We start from the raw sequence: 21,530 nt of genomic DNA on the forward strand, positions 1-21,530 counted from the left end.
CCTTTACTCTCCCCCTGGGGAAGAGCGTTGGATGGTCACGTGTTGACGATCAGCGAGTTCGGGCGGCGAGCAGGGCTTTCCCAGAAGGCCCTGCGCCTGTACGACGTCTCCGGGCTGCTCGCGCCGGCCCGGATCGACCCGGCCAACGGCTACCGCCTGTACGACGAGGAGCAGTTGGAACGCGCCCGGCGGATCAGCGTGCTGCGCCAGCTCGACATGCCACTGGCCACCATCGCCGACGTACTGGCTGGATCGGATGCGGACGCCGTCGTACGGCTCGATCGTTGGTGGGCGGCCGAAGAGGCGACGACCGCGGCCCGTCGCGCCACCCTCGACTACCTCCGCAGCCGGTTGACCCACACCGGCAGCAGCGGCCTGGCACCCCGGCCAGTGCTGGTGCGCGACGTACCGGCGACGAAGATCGCGACGATCCGGACCGATACCGACCAGCAGTATCTGGTCGGCGTGATCGTGTCCCGGACAAGCGAGATCGCGTCGTACCTGCGATCGGTGGGCGCCGAGCTCACCGGTGAGTCCTGGGTGCTCTACCACAGCGCGGTCACGCCGGAGGCGGAAGGAACCGTCGAGATCTGCCTGCCGTTCACCGGCCTGGTGGATCCGGCCGGCGAGATCGCGATCCGGGTCGAGCCGGCCCACCATGAGGCGTACACGACGCTCACGATGGACGAGTGCGCGTTCCCACGGGTGATGCTCGCATACGACCTCGTCATCGACTGGGCTCGCGCCGGCGGCACCCCCGAGGCGGGGTCGCCCCGCGAGATCTACCGCCCCGACTGCCACCTGCTCCCGCGCGACGAGCCGGCCGTCGACATCGCTCTGCCCATTCTGGTGAGGCCACCCATCTCCGAAAGGCAAGCTTGATGGACTACGCGAAGCAGACGCCGTACAGCGATCCCGGTGAGTATGCGCACCTGTTCGATGCACTCCCGGACGACATCCCCGCGATCGGCGCCGTCGTCCGCAACCTGCTCATCCACTACCGCGGCGGCGGGATCGAGTTCACCGGCGACCGGCTGGCCGAGATCGACAACCGCTGGGTCTCCGCGATCCTGGCCACCGACCAACGCCGCAACGGTACGGCGCTCGCCGTGCCGCGCGAGGCCGTCGACCATGTCGTCGGCTGCTGTCGCGACTACACCCTGCTGTTCGTGTCCGCCCTGCGCCACAAGGGCATCCCGGCCCGCAGCCGGATCGGTTTCGCGGTCTACTTCGGCGAGGGCTTCAACTTCGACCACGTCGTCGCCGAGTACTGGAACGGCGACCGCTGGGTGATGACCGACGCCCAACTCGACCCCGCCGACGGCCACCCGTTCAACACCCTCGACATGCCACCCGGCCCCTTCGTCTCCGCCGCCGAGGTCTGGCGCGACGCCCGCGCGGGCCGCATCGACCCCGATCTGTACGGCGTACAGCCCGGCCTGGCGATCACCGGCGACGAGCTCGACACCAGCCGGCCCGGCAGTGTCGCCCTCGGCGGCCTGTGGTTCATCCGCACCTACGTCCACCACCAACTCGCCCACCTGATGGGCGACGAACTCCTCCTCTGGGAAGGCTGGGGCACCATGGCCCCCACCTACACCGAGGCCGACGCCGCCGAGACCGACGAGCTGGCCGCCCTCTTGATTGCCGCCGATACCGGCGACACCACCGCCACCCAAGCCCTGACCGACCGCTACCCCGCCCTGGCCCCCAACGGCCGCACCCTCCTCACCTCCCCCTCCGGCCACCCCCACAAGTGGGTAGACCTAACCCACCCTCTCAGCGAGTGAACCCGCCGTGCGACTGAGGCTTCCGTGCCGTCGAGTGTGCGGAGTATGTCGCCAGAAATCGATATCCAACGACACGGTCCCCACGCTCGACCGCCGATCGCACACTGGCGCCACTCGCGGTCCCCGCGCGCTGGTATACGGCCGGCGGGGCACGCGGTGGTTGCCCGCCGCGGCCGGCGCCAACGAGCAGGTGGCTGACCGACCTTGTGGCCGACCCTGTGGCCGAGGTGGATGGCGAGGTCGGCACCCCGGGGTGCCCGTCGCCTGAGCTTCCGGGCTGCGGTTGCGGTTGCGGTTGCGGTTGCGGTTGCGGTTGCGGTTGCGGTTGCGGTTGCGGTTGCGGTGCAGAAAACGAGGGGATCTCCCCGCAAGTTGACCCTTCTCCCCTCAAATTTTGAGCAGAGAAGGGTCAACCTGAACGGATATCCAGCGAAATTCCGCAGGCCAGGCACACAACCCGAACCGCAGTGCTCCACCACCGCCATGGATCGCCTGCAGCGACCTCGCCCCCAAACCACAACAGGCACATACCGGCAGTAATCCTCCGTGAACCGCACACGACCGCACCGACCACCTGCGCTCCGGCAGTCAGGTGCGGGCGAAGGCACGGATTGTTTTGGATAGGTCGGTCCAAAACCGTGTTATGGTCGTTGCATGGTCAGGCCGCGGATGTTCGACGAGGAGCAGGCAGTCGATGCTGCGATGCGGGTTTTCTGGACGTCGGGTTACGAGGCGACGTCTACGCAGGACCTGTGCGTGGCGACCGGGCTCGGGCGTAGCAGCATCTACAACACGTTCACCAGCAAGCGGGCGTTGTTCGATCTCGCGCTGCTGCGCTACATGGAGCAGACGTCGTCGGTTCAGCTCGAGCTGATCCAGCGCGCCGATCTACCGATCCGCGAACGCGTCCGCCGGATCCTGTGGAACGCCGTCGAACCCAACCCGGGCGATCCGCCCGGCTGCCTGGCCGTCAACACCGCGGTCGAGCTCGGCCCGACCGACCCCGAGCTCGTCGAGCTGCTCGACCGCGACCACGCTCCCAAACTCGCCGCCCTCGCCGAGGAGATCCGGTCCGCGCAGGCCGCGGGTGACGTGGACGCCGGTCGCGACCCGGCCGCGCTCGCCAACTACGTGTACGTCGTACTCGGCGGTCTGCGCGTGGCCGCACGCCGGGGCGCCCAGCGCGGCACTCAAGAATCCGTCATCGAGGCCGCGCTCCAGGCCTTCTGAACCTAGAGGAACCCATGTCCGCCCAAGGCAGACCCATGCCCTTTGCCATTTACCTACTCGGTGCCGCGATCTTCGCCCAGGGGACGTCCGAGCTCATGCTCGCCGGTCTCCTCCCCGAGATCTCCGGCGACCTGCACGTCTCCATCCCGGCCGCGGGCCTGCTGATCTCGGCGTTCGCGATCGGCATGCTGGTCGGCGCTCCGGTGCTTGCCGTCGTCACGCTGCGCTGGTCCCGGCGCGCCGCGATGCTCGCGTTCCTGGTCATCTTCGCCCTCACCCACGTCGCCGGTGCCCTCACTTCGGACTACGGCTTCCTCCTCGCGACGCGCGTCGCAGGCGCCTTCGTGTACGCCGGATTCTGGGCCGTCGCCTCCGTCACCGCGATCGAACTCGCGGGACCGCAATCACGTGCCAAGGCGATGAGCGTTCTGGCCGGTGGGCTGACCATCGCGTCCATCGTCGGCCTGCCCGCCGGTACGGCGCTCGGCCAGCACCTCGGCTGGCAGTCCGCCTTCTGGGCGGTCGCCGCGATGTCCGCGCTCGCCATGGTCGGAGTCGTCTTCACCATCCCGGGCGGACGGTCCGAAACCACACCCGAGCTTCGCCAGGAGTTCCGCGCGATGCGCAACCCCGGACTCTGGCTCGCCTACGGCACAACCGCCCTGTCCACCGCGGCGATCCTGGCGATCTTCTCGTACCTCGCCCCGCTCCTCACCGAAACCACCGGCCTGTCCGGCGGCTGGATCCCCGTAGTCCTCGCCGTGTACGGCGTCGGCGCGCTGATCGGCATCACCAGCGCCGGCCGAACCGCGGACCGCCGCCCCTTCACCACCCTCACAGTCGCGCTCACCGGGCTCATCGTCGCCGCCGTCGCCCTCGCGCTCGGCGCCGGTACCCCGTGGCTCGCCGTACCCGCCATCGTCTTGGTCGGCGCCTTCGGCTTCGCGAACAACCCCGCCGTCAACGGCCGCGTCTTCAGCCTCGCCGGATCCGCCCCCACCCTCGCCGCCGCCTTCAACGTCTCAGCCTTCAACGTCGGCATCACCATCGGCCCCTGGCTGGCAGGCCTCACCCTCGACGCCGGCGCCGGCTACCCCGCCGTCGGCTGGGTAGGAGCCCTCTTCGGAATCCTTGCCCTAGGCACCGTCCTCCTAGCCACCCGCCTCCCCGCCGCCCGCACCCCCGAACCCCAACCAGCAACCTCCGCACGCTAGCGGCCGTAGAGTAGCTGACATGCCAGCAAGAGAAGTGCTGATCCAGCTACTTGCTCCGGCCCTTGCCGGTCGGGCAAGTGACGGCACCAAGGTGCTGCACACCGGCCTGTGGCTGAACCCTGATCGGAACCACCTGTTCATCGGTCTGCTCGCGGAAGGTCCAGCAGCGGATCGGCCCAGGCGGCCGTCGATCTCGATCAGCGACGGCGATGGCCCGGCGATCAACAGCTTCTCCTACACCGTCGGCTCGGGACCGGGCGATGGCCACACCTGGTTGCTGCAGGCCCGGGTCAGCGCCGAGCAGGCCTCGCATCTCGCCGGCGCAACATTCACCATGGACTACGGGGATCTCGCAGTGGAGTACACCGCTCGTCTCACGAAGAACCTCGAGCCGTAGCACCGACCTGCTGCTCACCGGCCACGGATCGGCACCAGCGGCAGGACCTGCAGTCCTTCGTGCGGCTCAGAGCCGAATTGCCCAGCACTGCACTGACTTAGCGGTCTATGCTCGACCGTCTTGTTCCTCTAGGAAGGCTGGCTGTTGTGGTTGACGAGCGGGCGGTTGCGTTGGCCGCAATGGAGAGCTTTCCGGTTGAGGTGCGGCGGGTTACCCGGGCTGCTCAGTCGTTCAACACGATTTATCGGGTCGAGACGGCGGGGCCGAGTTATGCGCTTCGGGTCGGGCCGACGCTGCAGATCCATGCTGCGGGGACGGCTGCCGCCGAGGCCGAGTGGCAGCGTGCGCTGGTGGCTGAGGGGTTCGCGGTGCCCGACGTCGTACTGACTTCTTCTGGCGAGCCGATGGTTCTGGTCGACGACGCGGATGGCCGGGCGCGGACGTGTGTTTTGTTCAGCTGGATTCACGGTCGGTCGATGCGGACGCGGCTTGGTCCGGCGCGGGCTCGTTTGCTGGGGCGGTTGATGGCGCTTTTGCACGATCACCCGGTACGGCGCGATGTCGACGTACTGCATGCCGACAAGGTGCTCTACTGGCTGCTGCCCGATCGGTTGGGAGATGTGCCTGAGCACGGGAAGGTGCTCACCGAGGCTCGGGACAGTGTGCAAGCGCTGATCGACGAGGTGTGGGCCGGTCACGAACCGCAGCTCATCCACGGCGACCTCACCGCGGCCAACGTCATCGAGGTACCCGGCGTCGGCCCGGTGCCGATCGACTTCCAGGACCTGGTGATCGGCTTCCCCGAGCAGGACATCTCGTTCACCCTCGCCTCGTTCGGCCGCCGCGACGACCGCGAGGAGATGATCCAGGCCTTCCGTGCCGGCTACACGGAGCTCCGCACCTGGCCGGACGTCTCGGAGAAGACGATGCGAGGCCTGATCGTCGCCCGCGGCCTGCACCAACTGAACCTCTCCCTGGCCACCGCCGAAGGCCCCCTCCCCCAGGACTACCTCGACTACCACGGAGCCAAAGCCACAGCCTGGCTCCAGGGATAAGAAGCTCAGTCGGATGCCTGGTTGACCCACTGGCACCAGATGTCGGCCGTGTCCTCGTCACCCATCTCGGCAGGCTCAGGAATGAGCTCGAGCGCGGTGGCGGGGATCTCAACACCGAACGTCGTCTCGACCCACTGGCGGTAAGGGACGTTCGCGACCTGGTGTCCAGGCTCGGGCTCCGGTGGTTGCGCCCACTCCTCGTTCCAGCAGACTTCCGGGTAGCCGATGGCGAGCAGACGAAGGAAGTCAACGGGCTCCGCGCCCAGCACGCAGGTGAGTAGCGATCCGCTGCCCGAGCCCAGGTGGACGATCAGATCCCGTCCGTCGGGGGCGTGCCACAAAGCAGCCGTCGAACCGTCACCACCGGTTCTGCAGAACGGCCACAAGATCGGCAGCCCGTCGCGCACTGGGCCGAACCACGCATCTACCTGGTAGGCCACCTCATCACTGGTACAACCGCGCAGCAGGATCTCCGTCCCCGGCGCAGGAGACCGGGGTTCTGCCAGCGAACCATAGAGCTCACCGTCGTGCGCCAGCTCCACGAACCCGTTGCTGTCCACCCACTCGAACAGCATCCGCAACGGATCCGGTACGACGATCGCCGGTGGAACCCTGGACAGCGTCACATCCGCGAACTCAGCCATGCCCGAGACCGTACGACACCGAACCACCAGCCCATCACAACTGCCCCCAGCGGCTGCAGGTTTGACCGGTTCACGCGGATTTACTGCCGCTGGGTGACTGTAGATCCCCGCAATGGTGGTCGGTGTGCCCCGATTCGCGCCGCACCGGACAGGCCGGACACGTACCCGGTGGCTGGTCGCCGCGGCGGCCGATTTGCTGAAGTGCTAGGCGGGCGTTGCCTGTGGTTGAGGGGGATGGCGAGGCCGGTGACCGCGTGCCGGTCGTTTGAGCTTCCGGGCTTGGGTTGCGGTCCCGGAAAACGAGGGGATCTCCCCGCAAGTTGCTGGTTCTCCCCTCAATATTTGAGTAGAGAAGGGCCCATTTGAACGGATATCCAGCCAAATGCCGCACGCTGGCAGGCAGCCGACCCGGACCGCAGTGGTCGACCGCGGCGGCGGGTCAGCTGACAGGCGACCCGAACCGCAGCGGTTGACCGCGGCGGCGGGTCAGCTGACAGGCCTCCTCATCGCTGGCCGCAACCACAGCCCGTCAGCCACAAGCAACGGGGAACCTCGGTCACCGACCGCACCATCCCCCTCAGCCGAAGACCACCCCAGCCACCCGCTTCAGGTAATACCGGCCGCAGCGGCGACCAGCCACCGCGTACGCCCCCGGCCGAATCCGAGCGGCCGGACGGGACGAGCACCTTCGGGGAGGAGGGGTTCCTGCCCAGGCAAAGACCCCAGCCACAGCGACCGACCACGTACCGCGATATCGCTCCCCAAACCGATTCGGGGACAGGTCCGCCCTCCCGGAGAGCGAACCGGGGAGCATTACCCCCCCCGAATCCGTCTCAAATCCTCCCCGAACCGGTTTGGGGAGGATGCCGCCTGCCAATGCGCAACAGGCTCCCAGCGACAGCAGGACTCCGCAAAGACCGCGGTTCGGCTTGCCTTTGTGGAACATCGCGGCCGCTGAGCGCCTATTTGGTTCCACAAAGACGGTTTCGCCCGCCTCCGGCGGCCACTGAAGCGCCCAGTACGGCGAGTCAGTGGCCGACGGGCGGCGAACAACCACAAGCAGACCTCACCGGCCGCATCGGAGCGCACCCGCGCCACCCCGCCGTACAACGTCCGAAAAACACGCCGACCACGTACTGCGGTTTTTCGGACGTCAGCGGGGGAAGAAAAACCCCGCCTGGTGAGGCAGGCGGGGTTGGGGGTTAGAACTCGGAGCCGGCTGGTAGGTCGGGGGCGCTGGGGTCGTCCGGGTCAGAAGGGCCGGCGGCCAGGCCTAGTTCGGCTGGGCTCGCAAGGGCCTTGTGGTTGGGGACGACTCGGACCGTGTAGCCGAAGGGGCCGGTGCGGTCGAGTTTGAGTTCGCCTTCGTAGCGGTGGCGGTTGCCTTCGTAGGTTTCGGCGAGCGACAACGAGGCGCGGACGGGGTCCGTGAGGTCGTCGTTGGCGTCGACGCGACCGTGCAGAACCTCGACGCAGATGTCGCCGGGCTCGAGGTCGCCGAGGGCGGCGAAGGCGCGGACGCCGACGGTGGTGCCGAGCTGCGGTACGTCGCCGAGACCCTGCAGTTCCACGTGGTCGACGCGGATCTGCGGCCAGGCGGCGCGGACCTTCTTCTTCCAGGCGGCCAGGTCGCGGGCGCCGTCGTACGTGGCGTTGAGTGCACGCGAGGACAGCGCGGCCGGCACGTAGAGCTGCTCGACGTAGTCGCGGACCATCCGGGTGGCGAGCACCTTCGGGCCGAGCTCCTTGATGGTGTGCCGGAGCATCTCGATCCAGCGGCCGGGGACCTCACCGTCGTAGAAGCGCGGGGCGACCTGCTTCTCGATCAGGTCGTAGAGCGCGTGCGCCTCGAGGTCGTCGCGGCGGTCGGTGTCCTCGATGCCTTCGGCCGACGGAATCGCCCAGCCGAACTCGTCGTCGTACCACTCGTCCCACCACCCGTCGCGGATGGACAGGTTCAGCGCACCGTTCAGCGCCGCCTTCATGCCGGACGTGCCGCACGCCTCGTACGGACGCAGCGGGTTGTTCAGCCAGACGTCGCAGCCCGGATACATCGGCTGCGCCAGCGCGATGTCGTAGTCGGGCACGAAGACGATGCGGTGCCGGACCTCGGGGTCGTCGGCGAAGCGGACCATCTCCTGGATCAGCTTCTTGCCACCCTCGTCGTGCGGGTGGGACTTGCCGGCGATCACGATCTGCACCGGCCGCTGCGGGTGCAGCAGCATCGCCTTCAGGCGCGCGGGGTCGCGCAGCATCAGCGTCAGCCGCTTGTACGACGGGACGCGCCGCGCGAAGCCCATCGTCAGTACGCCGGGGTCCAGGATCTCGTCGACCCAGCCGAGCTCGGCGTCGCTGGCACCGCGGTTGATCCACGACTGCCGGACCCGCGCCCGGGTGTCGTCGATGAACCGCTGCCGCAGGATCCGCTTGGTCTCCCAGATCTGCGCGTCGGTGGTCTTGTCGAGACCCTCGAAGATGTCGTCGCCACCGGCCGACGCGGGCGTCGTGTCGGTCGCCGCGAAGGTCAGGTCGTTGATCTCGCGCGCCACCCAGGTCGGCGCGTGGACGCCGTTGGTGATCGACGTGATCGGTACGTCGGTGGAGTCGAAGCTCGGCCACAGTCCGGCGAACATGCCCCGGCTGACGACGCCGTGCAGCTTGGAGACGCCGTTCGCGCGCTGCGCGAGGCGCAGACCCATGATCGCCATGTTGAAGACGCCCGGGTCACCGCCCTCGAAGTCCTCGGCGCCGAGCTCGAGGATCCGGTCGATCGGCACGCCCTCGCCCAAGGCGTCCGGCGAGAAGTGCTGCTGGATCAGCTCGACCGGGAACCGGTCGATACCGGCCGGGACCGGCGTGTGGGTGGTGAAGACGGTGCCGCCGCGGTTGACCTCGAGCGCGGTGTCGAAGTCGAGGCCCTTGTCGGTGGCGAGCTCGCGGATCCGCTCGATGCCGAGGAATCCGGCGTGCCCCTCGTTGGTGTGGAACACCTCCGGCGCGACATGCCCGGTGATCCGGCAGAACTCGCGGACCGCACGGACACCACCGACACCGAGCAGGAGCTCCTGCAGCAACCGGTGCTCCGTGGTCCCGCCGTACAGACGGTCGGTGACCTCGCGCTCGGCGGGCTCGTTCTCCTCGATGTCGGAGTCGAGCATCAGCAACGGCACGCGGCCGACCTGCGCGACCCAGATCTGGGCGCGCAGTTCACGCTCGTCCGGCAGCGTCAGCGTGATGATGGCCGGGGCGTCTCCGTCGCGGAGCAGGCTGATCGGCAGCCCGTCCGGGTCGACGAGCGGGTAGCGCTCCTGCTGCCAGCCCTCGCGGTTCAGCGACTGCGTGAAGTAGCCGTGCCGGTACAGCAGGCCGACACCGATCAGCGGTACGCCGAGGTCGCTGGCCGCCTTCAGGTGGTCACCGGCGAGGATGCCGAGACCGCCCGAGTACTGCGGGAGCACGTGGGTGATGCCGAACTCCGGGGAGAAGTAGGCCACCCCGCTGACGGGAGAACCGGCGTCCGCCTGGAACCAGCGGGCGTCGGTGACATACCCGTTCAGGTCGGAGACGGCCAGCTCGAGCCGGCGCAGGAACGCCGAGTCGCTGGCCAGCTCGTCAAGGCGGGCCGCGGGGACCTCGCCGAGCAGCCGGACCGGGTCACCACCGGTGCTGCGCCACAGCTGGGGATCCACGGCCTCGAAGACATCCTGCGTCTCCGGGTGCCAGGCCCAGCGGAGGTTGTTCACCAGGGTGCCGAGGCCGGTCAGGGGCTCGGGCAGGACAGGGCGGACGGAGAATCGTCGTATCGCTCGCACCGGGACACCGTACCGGCCATCAGCGTTCTGAACACCCTCGGCATGCATCTTTTTTGCAACGCGAGCAAGACTTTGCAGAGGCCTGGCCCATGAACTGCCCGGTGACCGGTCCTGGTTCTGTTCCAAAATTTATAGAGAACATTCCAAACCGTGGACCGAACCGTGACCCCCGCTTGCGAGGTGTGGACGGTGGGAACCGATACGGTCAGGGTTGTAGTTCAACGATCACAGACTTCTTCCCCACCCGCCGCACCGCTGAACACGGAAAGCGAAGGTCTCTCCAGCCATGACTGGGCGCATCCCGATCACCGAGGTCACCCCGACCGTCGACGCCGGCGCGTATCCGGCCAAGGCCGCGGTCGGCGAGACCTTCACCATCGCGGCCACGGTGTTCCGCGAAGGCCACGACGCGGTGAACGCGAACGTCGTACTGACGTCGCCGACGGGACAGACCAGACGGATGCTGATGGCACCTGGTGCCAACGGCACCGATCGCTGGAGTGTCGACGTCACCCTGCAGGAGCAGGGCGCGTGGACGTTCGCGGTCGAGGGCTGGAGTGACCCGTACGGCACCTGGCGGCACAACGCCGAGATCAAGATCCCGGCCGGTATCGACGTCGAGCTGATGTTCGCCGAGGGGGCCGCCTTCTTCGATCGCGCGGCCGCCGGCGTACCGCCCGCCGTACGGGCCGATCGCGCGACGCTGGGCGATGCCGCGCAGGCGCTGTCCAACAGCGCACTGCCGCCGGAGGCCCGGCTGGCCGCGGGCATCTCGCCGCAGGTGCGGGCCGCGCTCGGACGCTACCCGGTGCGCGAGCTGATCACGTCGTCGGAGACCTACCCGGTGTGGGTCGACCGCCTGCGCGCGCTCTACGGCAGCTGGTACGAATTCTTCCCGCGCTCCGAAGGCGCCGTGTACGACGAGGCCGCCGGCGAGTGGAAGTCCGGTACGTTCCGGACCGCGGCCGACCGGCTCGAGGCCGTCGCCAAGATGGGCTTCGACATCCTCTACGTGCCGCCGATCCACCCGATCGGCAAGGCCTACCGCAAGGGCCCGAACAACACGCTCGACCCGAAGGAAGGCGACCCGGGGTCGCCGTGGGCGATCGGTTCGGAGGAGGGTGGCCACGACGCCATCCACCCCGAGCTCGGCACCTTCGAGGACTTCGCGTACTTCGTCGGCCGCGCCCGCGAGGTCGGTCTCGAGGTCGCGATCGACCTGGCCCTGCAGGTCTCGCCGGACCACCCGTGGGTCAAGGAGCACCCGAAGTGGTTCTCGGTCCGCGCCGACGGTTCGATCGCGTACGCCGAGAACCCGCCGAAGAAGTACCAGGACATCTACCCGATCAACTTCGACAACGACCCCGAAGGCATCTACGCCGAGGTACTGCGGGTCGTGAAGCTGTGGATCGACAAGGGCGTCACGGTGTTCCGGGTGGACAACCCGCACACCAAGCCGGTGAACTTCTGGGAGTACCTGCTCGGCGAGATCCGGAAGTCCGACCCGGACGTGGTGTTCCTGTCCGAGGCGTTCACCCGGCGGCCGATGATGCGGGAGCTGGCCAAGGTCGGCTTCCACCAGTCGTACACCTACTTCACCTGGCGCAACGAGAAGTGGGAGCTCGAGGAGTACCTGGAGGAGCTCACCCAGGAGAGCGGCCACTACCTGCGGCCGAACTTCTTCGTGAACACCCCGGACATCCTGACCGCCTACCTCCAGTACGGCGGACCGGGCGCGTTCAAGATCCGCGCCGCGATCGCCGCGACCGCGTCACCGTCGTGGGGCGTCTACGCCGGCTACGAGCTGTACGAGCACGTCGCACTGCGCCCGGGCTCGGAGGAGTACCTCGACACCGAGAAGTTCCAGCTCCGCCCCCGCGACTGGGCGGCCGCGGACGCCGAGGGTCGCACGCTCGCGCCGTACATCACCTTGCTGAACACGGTCCGCCGCCGCCACCCGGCGCTGCAGCAGCTGCGCAACCTCTCGCTGCACACGACCGACGACGAAGCGATCATGTGCTTCTCCAAGCGCACCACCGCCCCCGACGGCCACAGCGACACCGTGATCGTCGTCGTCAACACCGACCCGCACGCGGTCCGCGAGACGGTCGTCCACCTGGACATGGCCGCCCTCGGCATGCGCCCCGAGGACACCTTCACCGTGTACGACGAGATCACCGGCGCCACGTGGCGTTGGGGTCAGCAGAACTACGTGAAGCTCGACCCGAACGGCGAGCCCTGCCACATCCTCGCCGTACGCCGCGGTCAGGCCTGACGGACAACCTGGTAGCGCAGGTGGGTGACACCGCTGCCTGCTTCGACGACTCGGGTGCGGTCCAGCGCGATCGGACCGCCACCGAGGAGGTCGAAGAGACGCACGCCACCGCCGAGCAGTACGGGTACGAGGTGCACGTGGATCTCGTCGAGAAGTCCAGCAGCTAGTGCCTGCTGGGGTGCGGTGGCGCCGTGCAGGCCGACGGTCTTGTCGCCCGCGACGGCCTTGGCCTGCTTGACGGCGCTCTCGATACCGTCGGTGACGAAGGTGAAGACGTCCGGTGCTTCGGCGGGCGGATTGTGGGTGAGCACGAAGCACGGAACCTGTCCGGCCGGTCCGCCGTCACCCCAGCCGCCGTCTCCGACGCTGATGTCGTAGGAGCGGCGTCCCATCAGGATCGCGCCGGCTCCGTCGCCCATCTCCTGGAGGACGGCCTGGTCCGCGGCGGTGGCCGTCGGGCCGAGCCAGTCGTGCAGGACCATACCGCCTTCGCCGAGCGGGTTCTTCCGGCTGACGTGCGGTCCGGTGACGTATCCGTCCAGCGACATCGACATGGCCGAAGCGACGATTCCCACGATTCCTCCTAAGGCTTGCTGTTGATGTCTCCAGCTTGTCGGGCGGGCGGCCGCACGTGATCCGTGGTCACCACTGAATCGTCCGCTCGAAGTCCGCGTCGATGCGCTCCCACTGCGCGACGGCCTGGTCGAACAGCTCCCGGTCGCCGGTATAGCGGGCCTTCGCCCGGGTCAGGCAGGCGGCGGCCCAGGCGTTCTCAGCCGCGGCCGGCTCGGCGGCGAGCAGGTAGTCGGCCGCGTCAGGCAGGCCGGCGACCACAGCGAGCTCGGCACCGGCAGCGTGCGCGTACGGGAGCCACCACTTCTCCGGGAACGGCTGGAGCGCGGCATCGACCAGTCGGCGCGCGTCGTCGTACCGATGGGTGTGTACGGCGATCCGCGCGTCCACGAAGGCGGCGGCCGCGGCCAGGGCGGGCGAGTCGGCAGCGTCGCCGACGTGCGCGATGCGGCGGGCGCGCGAACGCCACTCCTCGTATGCCGGTACGTCGCCGCGCAGGCCGTGCACCATGGCAACGATCGCCGCGGCGGACGACGGCCAGTCGCCGCGGAGTGAGGAGAGCTCGGGCTCCACGCCCACTGTGGTCGCGTAGAGCCAGCCGTCCCAGAGGATGCCGGCCTGCTCCAACGCCTCGTCGAATCGGCCGGTCAGCCCGTACAGGCGGATCAACCTCGGGGCGATGATCGCCGGATGAGTCCGGACCGAGCCGTCCTGGACCGCGATACTCGCCGCGGCCGGCAGATCCCCGGCCGCGACGGCGGAGGTCGATGCCACGTGGAAGAGGTCGACCAGCTCGGCCGCGACCGCGGGCTCGTACGGCGATGCGGTGGCCGCCAACCGCAGACGCTCGTCCGACAACCGGTGTGCCTGCCGAATGCGCCCGGCGTTGGCGAGCGCCGTACCCAACGCGTCCAGCGCACCGAGCACCAACGCCGGATCGCCCGTCCGCCGAGCCGTCTCCACCGCAGTCCGCGACAACTCCAGCTCCGGCGTCTGTCCCGAAGCCCACGCCCGGGCCGCAGCCAGTACGGCGACGCACCGGGCGTCTGCAGTGTCCGCAGACGCTGATGCCTCGGCCAGCAACTCGACCAACCGCTCCCGGGCGACCGGCTCCTCGAACGACATCGAGAACCGCGCCGCCGCGACCACAGCCGACCCGAGCGCCACCGCCCGCCCGGCCCCGTCCCCGGCCCGATCGCTTGCCTCCAGCAACAACTCGAAGGCGGTCGCCCCATCGGACCAGGTCAACGCAACCGAAGCAGCCAACCCGAGGTCAGCGGCAGCCTCGCTCGGCGCCAGGGCGGCGGCGCGGACGTATTGATCCCGGGCCGCGACCGCCAGTCCGCGCGCGAAGCTCAAGCGGGCCAGGGATTTCGCCAGCCGGTAGCTGTCCGGCGTCGTGTGGGTGAGGGCGTTCCGGAGGTCGTCGGCCACCGCGTCGAACTCGACGGGCACCAGCTGATCGAGGTGGGATTCGAGCTGCCCAGCGGTGTCCGCCGCCCAGCGAACGTAGCGCGAGGTGATGTCTTCGCCGCTCGACTGGAGTTCGTGCAGGGCAACCGCGCGGACTGTTTCGAGCAGGGACCAGCGAGTGGTGGTGCCCGCGCGCCGGTGGACGACGAGGCTGCGGTCGACCAGGCGGCCGATCAGGTCGGCGACGGCACCGACGCTGAGGTCCGGGGTGACGGCGGCCACGGCGGACAGGTCGAAGCCACCGACGAAGACGCCCAGGTTGCGGAAGACCAGGCGCTCCTCGTCGTCCAGCAGATCCAGGCTCCAGCCAAGGACGTCGCGCAGTGAGTGGTGACGCTGGTCCGGGCCGCGGCCGCCGGAGATCAGGCGGAGCAGGTCGTCCAGTGCTGCTTCGACTCCGTCGACTCCGAGGGAAGCGGAGCGGGCGGCGACCAGTTCGATGGCCAGAGGCATTCCGTCGAGGGCGGCGCAGAGGCGTTCGACGACCGATGGGTCCGCGACGATGCCGGGGTCGGTGGCTCGGGCGCGCTCGACGAACAGCCGGGGCGCCTCGGCTCCGAGTGACTGCACCTCGATCAGGCGCTCGCCGGGGACGGCGAGGCGTTCTCGGCTGGTGGCGAGGATCCGCATCTGCGGGCAGCGGCGGAGGATGCGGGCGACCAGCTCACTCGCCTCGGCGATGACGTGCTCGCAGTTGTCCAGCACCAGCAGCGCCCGTTCCGACCGGAGCCGGTCGATCACCGCGTCGGCCGGCGTACCGGGTGGTCGCTCGACGACGCCGAGCACCTGAGCGACCGCCTGGCCGACTCCCCCGGCGCGTACCGGAACCAGGTCGACGAAGAACGTGTCCTGCCCCGCGGCCGCCTCGACGGCCAGCCGGGTCTTGCCCATGCCGCCGGCCCCGACCAGGCTCACCAGCCGCGCAGCACCGAGCGCGGCGACGACCGCCGTACGCTCCTCCGAACGTCCAACGAAAGACGTCGGGAACACGGGCAGACCCGACACCGGCTCGTCCGCGAGCGCTGCCAGCGAACGACGATCCGGTACGCCGGCCTTGCGCAGCAGCGACGCGACGTGACTCTCGACCGTGCGGATGGACAGGTGCAGCTGAGCCGCGATCTGCGCGTTCGACTGGTGCGCGCGAATCGCGGCGAGCACCTCCGCCTCACGCGCCGACACCAGCTCCATCCACTCCACGTCGGCACTTTAACCTCGGTGGTGGCCACGGATGCCGGAACTTCGGCCCGCGCCGAAGCTGGGGGCATGACACCCGAAGACACCGCGCGGCGCATCATCGACGCCAACAACTACCTGACGCTCGCCACCGCGGACCGCGACGGCCACCCGTGGGCCTCACCGGTCTGCTTCACGCCCGACGGCAGCGACTTCTACTGGGTGTCCCGCCCGGACACCCGGCACTCCCGCAACCTGGCGGAGCGGCCCGAGGTCGGCATCGTCATCTTCGACTCCCAGGTAGCCCTGTTCGCCGGCGAGGCCGTCTATCTCACCGCGCACGCCGAACAGGTCGCCGGACCGGATCTCGAAGCCGGTACGGCGATCTACAACAGCCGGCATCCCGAGCTGGCCGCGTTCGGACCCGGCGAGCTCAGGCTCTACCGCGCACGCGCCACCGAAGCCTCCGCCCTCATCAACGACGGCGGCCCCGACATCCGCGTCCCCATCACCCTCTGACCCCGCGCCATCTCATGGGTTCCCCCATGAGATGAGGGCGGGAGGGTCAGCCGGCTCGGAGGGAGGTGATGGCGGGGTGCTGGTGGTCGGTGAGGCGGAAGCCGGTTCCTCGTACGGCGTCGATGGTGACCGTCGTACCGAGGTCGTCGAGTTTTCGGCGCAGCCGTTTCACCACCGAGTGGACGTCCGCGGTACCGCGCAGTTCGCGGGTGCCCCAGACGGCTTGGTGCAGGGCGTCGTACGTCCAGACCCGGACGGGCGCCGACATCAGCCGGGCCAGCAGGTCGTGTTCGAGCTCGGTCAGCGGGACCTCGCGGCCACGCCATTGGGCGACTGAGCGAACCCGGTCGATGGTGAGCACCTCGGACTCTGTCAGGTCGGTGGACTCCTCGGGTTCGGGGGGCTCCGGATGTTCGGTCGGCGGTGGTTGCCGGCCGGGAACCAAGAGCTTGCGCAGTTCGTCGAGACTGGAGACGAGCAGCAACGGCGCCACGTCGTCGATGAGCTCGGCGAGGCGCACGCGTTGTTCGGGTGAGGCTGCTACCGCGATGAGCAGCGGGAACGGATGGGCGTCGGTCGTGGTCAGATCGACGTCCGCTGGGGCGGGGACACGGGCGGTGACCATCCCGTCACGATGTCAACCTCTGCCTTAGATCGTCAACGGATTGCCAATCTTTGACCATTTTGCCTTGGTTGCCTAGATTCGAGGCGACGGTTAGTCACATCTTGCTCACCAACTGTGCTTGTGACCCGGTTCAGATGACACATAGGGTCCTCGACAGGCTCGCCGTGTCACATGCGGCGACCTGGGGGGCACGGAGCGCGTTCGCTCACACCGGTTCACCGCCCGGACGAACCGCTGCACCCTCTGCGCACCACATGACTCGGGGGAGTCAACTCGGGGTCGTCACAGTGAGGGGCTGCGAAGAATGTCAGACAGCAGACGTAGGGGGCTCGCCAGAACTCTGGTCGGCGCCCTGGCGACGGTGGCCGTCGTCGCGACCGGGTTAGGCGCAACCGGCGCCGCCCTGGCCGCACCGCCTACCAAGCCGACCGGCACGGATCCGGCGAGCAAGATCAAGCCGGACCTGATGGACAAGCTCAACGGCAAGGACGCCAAAGCGGCGGCCGACTACTGGGTCTACTTCGGCCAGAAGGCCGACCTGTCCGCCGCGAGCAAGATCAGCGACTGGACCGCGCGCGGAACCGCGGTGGCCGAGAAGCTGCGCGAGACCGCGACCGCGACCCAGAAGAACGTCAAGGCCGAGCTCGACGCCAAGGGCGTCAAGTACAAGTCCTTCTGGGCCACGAACGCGATCCGGATCAACGGTGGATCGTTCGACCTGGCCAAGCAACTGGCCGCCCACACCGAGGTCGCCGGGCTCTACAACCCGATGCAGGTCGAGGTCCCGAAGATCACCGAGGGCACCCCGCAGAACGAGGTCAACGCGGTCGAGTGGGGCGTCGCCAACATCAAGGCGAACCAGGTGTGGAGCCAGTTCGGCGACACCGGCGCCGGCATCGTCATCGCCAACATCGACACCGGTGTGCAGTTCGACCACCCGGCGCTGGTGAAGCAGTACCGCGGAAACCTCGGCAACGGGACGTTCGACCACAACTACAACTGGTTCGACGCGGCCGGTACGTCGCCGAACCAGCCCGCCGACGGCAACGGTCACGGCACCCACACGATGGGCACGATGGTCGGTGACGACGGCGCCGGGAACCAGATCGGCGTCGCGCCGGGCGTCAAGTGGATCGCCGCGAACGGGTGCTGCCCGACCGACGAGGCACTGATCGCCTCCGGTCAGTGGATGCTGCAGCCGACCAACCTGGCCGGGGCCAACCCCGACGCCAGCAAGCGGCCCAACGTCATCAACAACTCGTGGGGCTCGCAGCTGCCGTCGAACGACCCGTTCATGGAAGACGTCACCCTGGCCTGGACCGCGTCCGGGATCTTCGGTGCGTTCTCGAACGGCAACAGCGGCCCGAGCTGCGCCACCTCCGGCTCACCGGGCAGCTCGACGAGCAACTACTCCGTCGGTGCCTACGACATCAACAACGCGATCGCCAGCTTCTCCGGCCGCGGTGCGGGCCAGAACGGCACGATCAAGCCGAACATCGCCGCTCCGGGTGTGAACGTCCGGTCGAGCCTGCCGGGCAACACCTACGGCGCGTACAACGGTACGTCGATGGCCTCGCCGCACATGGCGGGCGCGATCGCGCTGCTGTGGTCCGCTTCGCCGACGCTGAAGGGTGACGTCGCCGCCACGCGCGCGCTACTGAACCAGACCGCGATCGACACCCCCGCCACCCAGTGTGGTGGCACCACCGAGAACAACAACGTGTTCGGTCAGGGCCGCCTCGACGCGCTCGCCCTGGTGAGCGCTGCTCCGGTGGGCAACACCGGCACGCTGTCCGGCAAGGTCACCGCTGCCACTGGCGGCGCTGCGCTGGCCGGCGCCACTGTCACGGTCAAGTCCGCTGGTCAGCCCGACAAGGTCCTGACCACGAACAGCACCGGCACGTTCTCGAGCGTGCTGCCGGCCGCGACGTACGACCTCACGGTCGCTTCGTTCGGCTACAAGTCGCAGACCTCGACCGCGGTCGTCACGACCGGTCAGACCACGACGAAGAACTTCGCGCTGGCGAGCTCGCCGCAGGTCAGCATCGGCGGCACCATCACCGACGGCTCCGGCCACGGCTGGCCGCTGTACTCGAAGGTCAGCGTCGAGGGTCCGGGCGGAGTGTTCGACTACACCACCCCGAGCAACGGCCGGTACAGCTTCAAGGTTCCGGGCGGCGCGGCGTACAAGCTGAACGTCCAGACCCAGCTTCCGGGCTACCAGACGATCAGCGTGCCGGTCACGGTCGGCACCGGCAACGTCACGAAGAACATCGCGGTTCCGGTGCGTGACGACGCCTGTCTGACCGCTCCGGGCTACAAGGAGAGCACCGAAGGCGCCACCCAGTCGTTCGACGGCACCACTGCCCCGGCCGGCTGGACTGTCGTGGACGGTAAGGGCAACAGCCAGGTCTGGGCCTTCGACGACCCGGGCAAGCGCGGCAACCTCACCGGTGGCACCGGCGGTTTCGCGACCATCGACAGCGACAAGTTCGGCTCCGGCCAGAACCAGGACACGTCCCTGGTCAGCCCGGTCGTGGACCTGAGCGGGGTCGACTCCCCGAAGCTCCGGTTCAACCAGGACCTGCGCTACCTCAGTGGTGAGAAGGCCGACGTCGATGTGACCGTCGACGGCGGTGCGACGTGGATCAACGTGCTGCGGCAGACCGCCCAGGCGCGTGGTCCGGTCGTCAAGGACGTGGCGCTCCCGCAGGCCGCGAACAAGTCGGCCGTCCAGGTCCGCTTCCGGTACTACGACGCGTCGTACGACTGGTGGTGGCAGGTCGACAACGTGATGATCGGCAAGATCTTCTGCGAGCCGACCGGCGGCGGTCTGGTCGTCGGCAACGTCAAGGACGCCAACACCGGCGGTGCCGTCAACGGCGCGGTCGTCACTCGTGACGGCTCCACCGAGTCCGGTACCACTGTCGCCACGCCGGAGGACACCGGTCTGGCCGACGGCTTCTACTGGCTGTACTCCTCGGCCGACGGCGACCAGGGCTTCACCGCCAAGGCCGGCAACTACGTCAGCGCGCAGTCGACCGTCTCGGTCGAGGCGGACTGGGTGACCAGTGCCGACTACACGCTGGACGCGGGTCAGCTCAGTGTCACCCCGGGTGACATCGGTGCGACCCTGCCGATCGGTGGCAAGACCAGCAAGAACGTCACCGTCACCAACACCGGCGGTGCGCCGGTCAAGGTGAAGTTCGGTGAGAAGGACGGCGGGTTCGTCCTGGAGAACGCCAACGGTTCCAAGACCACCAAGGCGCAGGTGCTGACCGGCAAGGGCGCGCCGCTGCAGCGACTCAACATCGAGACGTCGTTCGCTCAGCAGCTGTCCGGCAAGTCGAGCCCGGCCCCGGACACCAACGCTCCGGCGGCGGCTCCGTGGACCGGGATCGCGAACTACCCGTCGGTCGTCATGGACAACCGCGTCGTGACCGTCGACGGTACGGTCTACTCGGTTGCCGGTGGCAACGGAACTGCCTCGACCGGGAACAGCTACAAGTACGACGCGGCCGCCAAGGCCTGGACCGCGATCGCACCGCTCCCGGGTGCTCGTAACGCCGTCACGCTCGGTGTGGTGAACGGCAAGATCATCGCCAGCTCCGGCTGGGGTGCGTCCGGTCCGGACGCGGCGACCTGGTCCTACGACCCGGCTGCCAACGCCTGGTCCGCACTGGCCGCCAACCCGGCCCCGCGGGCCGGAGCCGGTCAGGCTGTCGCCGGAGGCAAGCTGTACGCCGTCGGTGGCTGCACGACCGCGGACTGCCTGCCGATGAGCAACACGGTGGTCAGCTACGACCCGGGCAGCAACACCTGGGCCACGCTGGCCAGCTACCCGAAGTCGGCCGCGTTCATCTCCTGTGGCGCGATCGACGGCAAGGTGTACTGCGCCGGCGGTAACGACGGCACCAACTCACTGAAGAACGCGTACGTCTACGACCCGGGTGCCAACTCCTGGACCGCGGTCGCCGACGCTCCGGCCGACCACTGGGCCGGTTCGTACGCGGTCGCCGGTGGCAAGCTGCTCGTTGTCGGTGGTGTCCAGGCGGGCGCCGTCACCAACGCCGGCTTCGCCTACGACCCGGCCAGCAACACCTGGGCAGCCCTGCCGAACGCCAACCAGGCCCGCTACCGCGGTGGTGCGGCCTGTGGCTTCTACAAGGTCGGTGGCTCGTCCGGTGGCTTCACCGCCACCGCGGACTCGGAGAACCTGCCGGGTCTCGAGGACTGCTCGGAATCCACGGCCGACGTGAGCTGGCTGTCGCTCGACAAGACCGAGGCCGAGCTGGCCCCGGGCGAGTCGACGACCGTCAAGGTCAGCCTCAACGCGAACGTCGACCAGCCGGGTACCTACACCGGTGCGGTCACGATCGGTGAGGACACGCCGTACTCGGTCAACCCGGTCGACATCAAGCTGACCGTCACGCCGCCGTCGACCTGGGCCAAGATCCAGGGCACGGTGACCGGTGTCAGCAAGACCGGAGCGACCGCGGCACTGCCCGGCGCGACTGTCGAGGTGGACTCGTGGGCGCAGTCCTACACCTTCACCACCGACGCTGCCGGCCAGTACGCGTACTGGCTCGACATCCGCAACAACCCGCTCACACTGATCGCGGCCAAGGATGGTTACAAGCCGCAGACCCGGACGACCGAGCTCGAGTCCGGATCGCCGATCACGGAGGACTTCGCACTGAAGGCCACCAAGTAACACTCACAACTGAAAAGCGAGGCCCCGGACCACTGT

14 protein-coding genes are annotated in these 21,530 nt (G+C 68.5%); 9 read left to right on the forward strand and 5 right to left on the reverse strand.

The annotated features are described in order from the left end of the window. Positions 1-39: 39 nt before the first annotated feature. The 6 genes from OG474_RS03205 to OG474_RS03230 all read left to right on the forward strand — a co-directional run bounded on the left by OG474_RS03205 (position 40) and on the right by OG474_RS03230 (position 5,686). Complete coding sequence (locus OG474_RS03205) at positions 40-882, forward strand: MerR family transcriptional regulator (protein ID WP_405060656.1); 843 nt, start codon at positions 40-42, stop codon at positions 880-882. Next, positions 882-1,790: a transglutaminase-like domain-containing protein gene (locus OG474_RS03210; protein WP_405060657.1), complete on the forward strand. Its 909-nt coding sequence runs from the start codon at positions 882-884 to the stop codon at positions 1,788-1,790. Before OG474_RS03205 ends, OG474_RS03210 begins: the two co-directional genes overlap by 1 nt. Positions 1,791-2,444: 654 nt before the next feature. Further along, a complete protein-coding gene (locus OG474_RS03215; protein ID WP_405060658.1) occupies positions 2,445-3,020 on the forward strand; it encodes a TetR/AcrR family transcriptional regulator in 576 nt (191 codons plus the stop codon). Positions 3,021-3,055: 35 nt separating this feature from the next. After that, the gene (locus tag OG474_RS03220; RefSeq protein ID WP_405060659.1) at positions 3,056-4,234 is read left to right on the forward strand and encodes a Cmx/CmrA family chloramphenicol efflux MFS transporter; all 1,179 of its coding nucleotides are present in this window, start codon (positions 3,056-3,058) and stop codon (positions 4,232-4,234) included. A 19-nt stretch (positions 4,235-4,253) separates the two neighbouring features. After that, complete coding sequence (locus tag OG474_RS03225; RefSeq protein WP_405060660.1) at positions 4,254-4,631, forward strand: hypothetical protein; 378 nt, start codon at positions 4,254-4,256, stop codon at positions 4,629-4,631. 146 nt (positions 4,632-4,777) lie between these two features. Then, entirely contained in the window at positions 4,778-5,686 is a 909-nt protein-coding gene (locus OG474_RS03230) for a phosphotransferase enzyme family protein (protein WP_405060661.1), read from the forward strand. A gap of 5 nt (positions 5,687-5,691) precedes the next feature. Here OG474_RS03230 and OG474_RS03235 read toward each other — a convergent pair whose 3' ends face one another. Both OG474_RS03235 and glgP read right to left on the reverse strand, forming a co-directional pair. After that, positions 5,692-6,330 carry a hypothetical protein gene (locus tag OG474_RS03235; protein WP_405060662.1) on the reverse strand — a complete coding sequence of 213 codons (639 nt, stop codon included), beginning with the start codon at positions 6,328-6,330 and terminating at the stop codon, positions 5,692-5,694. A gap of 1,202 nt (positions 6,331-7,532) precedes the next feature. After that, the gene (glgP, locus tag OG474_RS03240) at positions 7,533-10,142 is read right to left on the reverse strand and encodes an alpha-glucan family phosphorylase (protein WP_405060663.1); all 2,610 of its coding nucleotides are present in this window, start codon (positions 10,140-10,142) and stop codon (positions 7,533-7,535) included. 286 nt (positions 10,143-10,428) lie between these two features. Here glgP and OG474_RS03245 point away from each other — a divergent pair, with 286 nt between their 5' ends. Continuing rightward, a complete protein-coding gene (locus OG474_RS03245; RefSeq protein WP_405060664.1) occupies positions 10,429-12,417 on the forward strand; it encodes a maltotransferase domain-containing protein in 1,989 nt (662 codons plus the stop codon). Here OG474_RS03245 and OG474_RS03250 read toward each other — a convergent pair. Together OG474_RS03250 and OG474_RS03255 are read right to left on the reverse strand one after the other, a co-directional pair. Further along, complete coding sequence (locus tag OG474_RS03250) at positions 12,408-12,992, reverse strand: dihydrofolate reductase family protein (protein ID WP_405060665.1); 585 nt, start codon at positions 12,990-12,992, stop codon at positions 12,408-12,410. The two genes, OG474_RS03245 and OG474_RS03250, sit on opposite strands and share 10 nt — an antisense overlap. A gap of 67 nt (positions 12,993-13,059) precedes the next feature. Continuing rightward, positions 13,060-15,651, reverse strand: a complete 2,592-nt coding sequence (locus tag OG474_RS03255; RefSeq protein ID WP_405064537.1) for an ATP-binding protein — start codon at positions 15,649-15,651, stop codon at positions 13,060-13,062. 75 nt (positions 15,652-15,726) lie between these two features. On the opposite strand from OG474_RS03255, the gene OG474_RS03260 reads away from it, so the two are divergent. Further along, positions 15,727-16,155 carry a pyridoxamine 5'-phosphate oxidase family protein gene (locus tag OG474_RS03260; protein ID WP_405060666.1) on the forward strand — a complete coding sequence of 143 codons (429 nt, stop codon included), beginning with the start codon at positions 15,727-15,729 and terminating at the stop codon, positions 16,153-16,155. Positions 16,156-16,201: 46 nt separating this feature from the next. Here the strand turns inward: OG474_RS03260 and OG474_RS03265 are convergent, their stop codons facing one another. Beyond that, complete coding sequence (locus OG474_RS03265; protein ID WP_405060667.1) at positions 16,202-16,780, reverse strand: winged helix-turn-helix domain-containing protein; 579 nt, start codon at positions 16,778-16,780, stop codon at positions 16,202-16,204. A 304-nt stretch (positions 16,781-17,084) separates the two neighbouring features. Here OG474_RS03265 and OG474_RS03270 point away from each other — a divergent pair, with 304 nt between their 5' ends. Then, positions 17,085-21,494, forward strand: a complete 4,410-nt coding sequence (locus tag OG474_RS03270) for a S8 family serine peptidase (RefSeq protein WP_405060668.1) — start codon at positions 17,085-17,087, stop codon at positions 21,492-21,494. Positions 21,495-21,530: the final 36 nt, after the last annotated feature.

Source organism: Kribbella sp. NBC_01505 (genome assembly GCF_045040285.1).
Classification (GTDB): Bacteria; Actinomycetota; Actinomycetes; order Propionibacteriales; family Kribbellaceae; genus Kribbella.

What these genes read in the sequence shown, in the direction of transcription:
- OG474_RS03210 (WP_405060657.1), top strand. Translation starts at nt 882, where the DNA reads ATGGACTACGCGAAGCAGACGCCGTACAGCGATCCCGGTGAGTATGCG.
- OG474_RS03215 (WP_405060658.1), top strand. Translation starts at nt 2,445, where the DNA reads ATGGTCAGGCCGCGGATGTTCGACGAGGAGCAGGCAGTCGATGCTGCG.
- OG474_RS03220 (WP_405060659.1), top strand. Translation starts at nt 3,056, where the DNA reads ATGCCCTTTGCCATTTACCTACTCGGTGCCGCGATCTTCGCCCAGGGG.
- OG474_RS03225 (WP_405060660.1), top strand. Translation starts at nt 4,254, where the DNA reads ATGCCAGCAAGAGAAGTGCTGATCCAGCTACTTGCTCCGGCCCTTGCC.
- OG474_RS03235 (WP_405060662.1), bottom strand. Translation starts at nt 6,330, where the DNA reads ATGGCTGAGTTCGCGGATGTGACGCTGTCCAGGGTTCCACCGGCGATC.
- OG474_RS03245 (WP_405060664.1), top strand. Translation starts at nt 10,429, where the DNA reads ATGACTGGGCGCATCCCGATCACCGAGGTCACCCCGACCGTCGACGCC.
- OG474_RS03255 (WP_405064537.1), bottom strand. Translation starts at nt 15,651, where the DNA reads ATGGAGCTGGTGTCGGCGCGTGAGGCGGAGGTGCTCGCCGCGATTCGC.
- OG474_RS03260 (WP_405060666.1), top strand. Translation starts at nt 15,727, where the DNA reads ATGACACCCGAAGACACCGCGCGGCGCATCATCGACGCCAACAACTAC.
- OG474_RS03265 (WP_405060667.1), bottom strand. Translation starts at nt 16,780, where the DNA reads ATGGTCACCGCCCGTGTCCCCGCCCCAGCGGACGTCGATCTGACCACG.
- OG474_RS03270 (WP_405060668.1), top strand. Translation starts at nt 17,085, where the DNA reads ATGTCAGACAGCAGACGTAGGGGGCTCGCCAGAACTCTGGTCGGCGCC.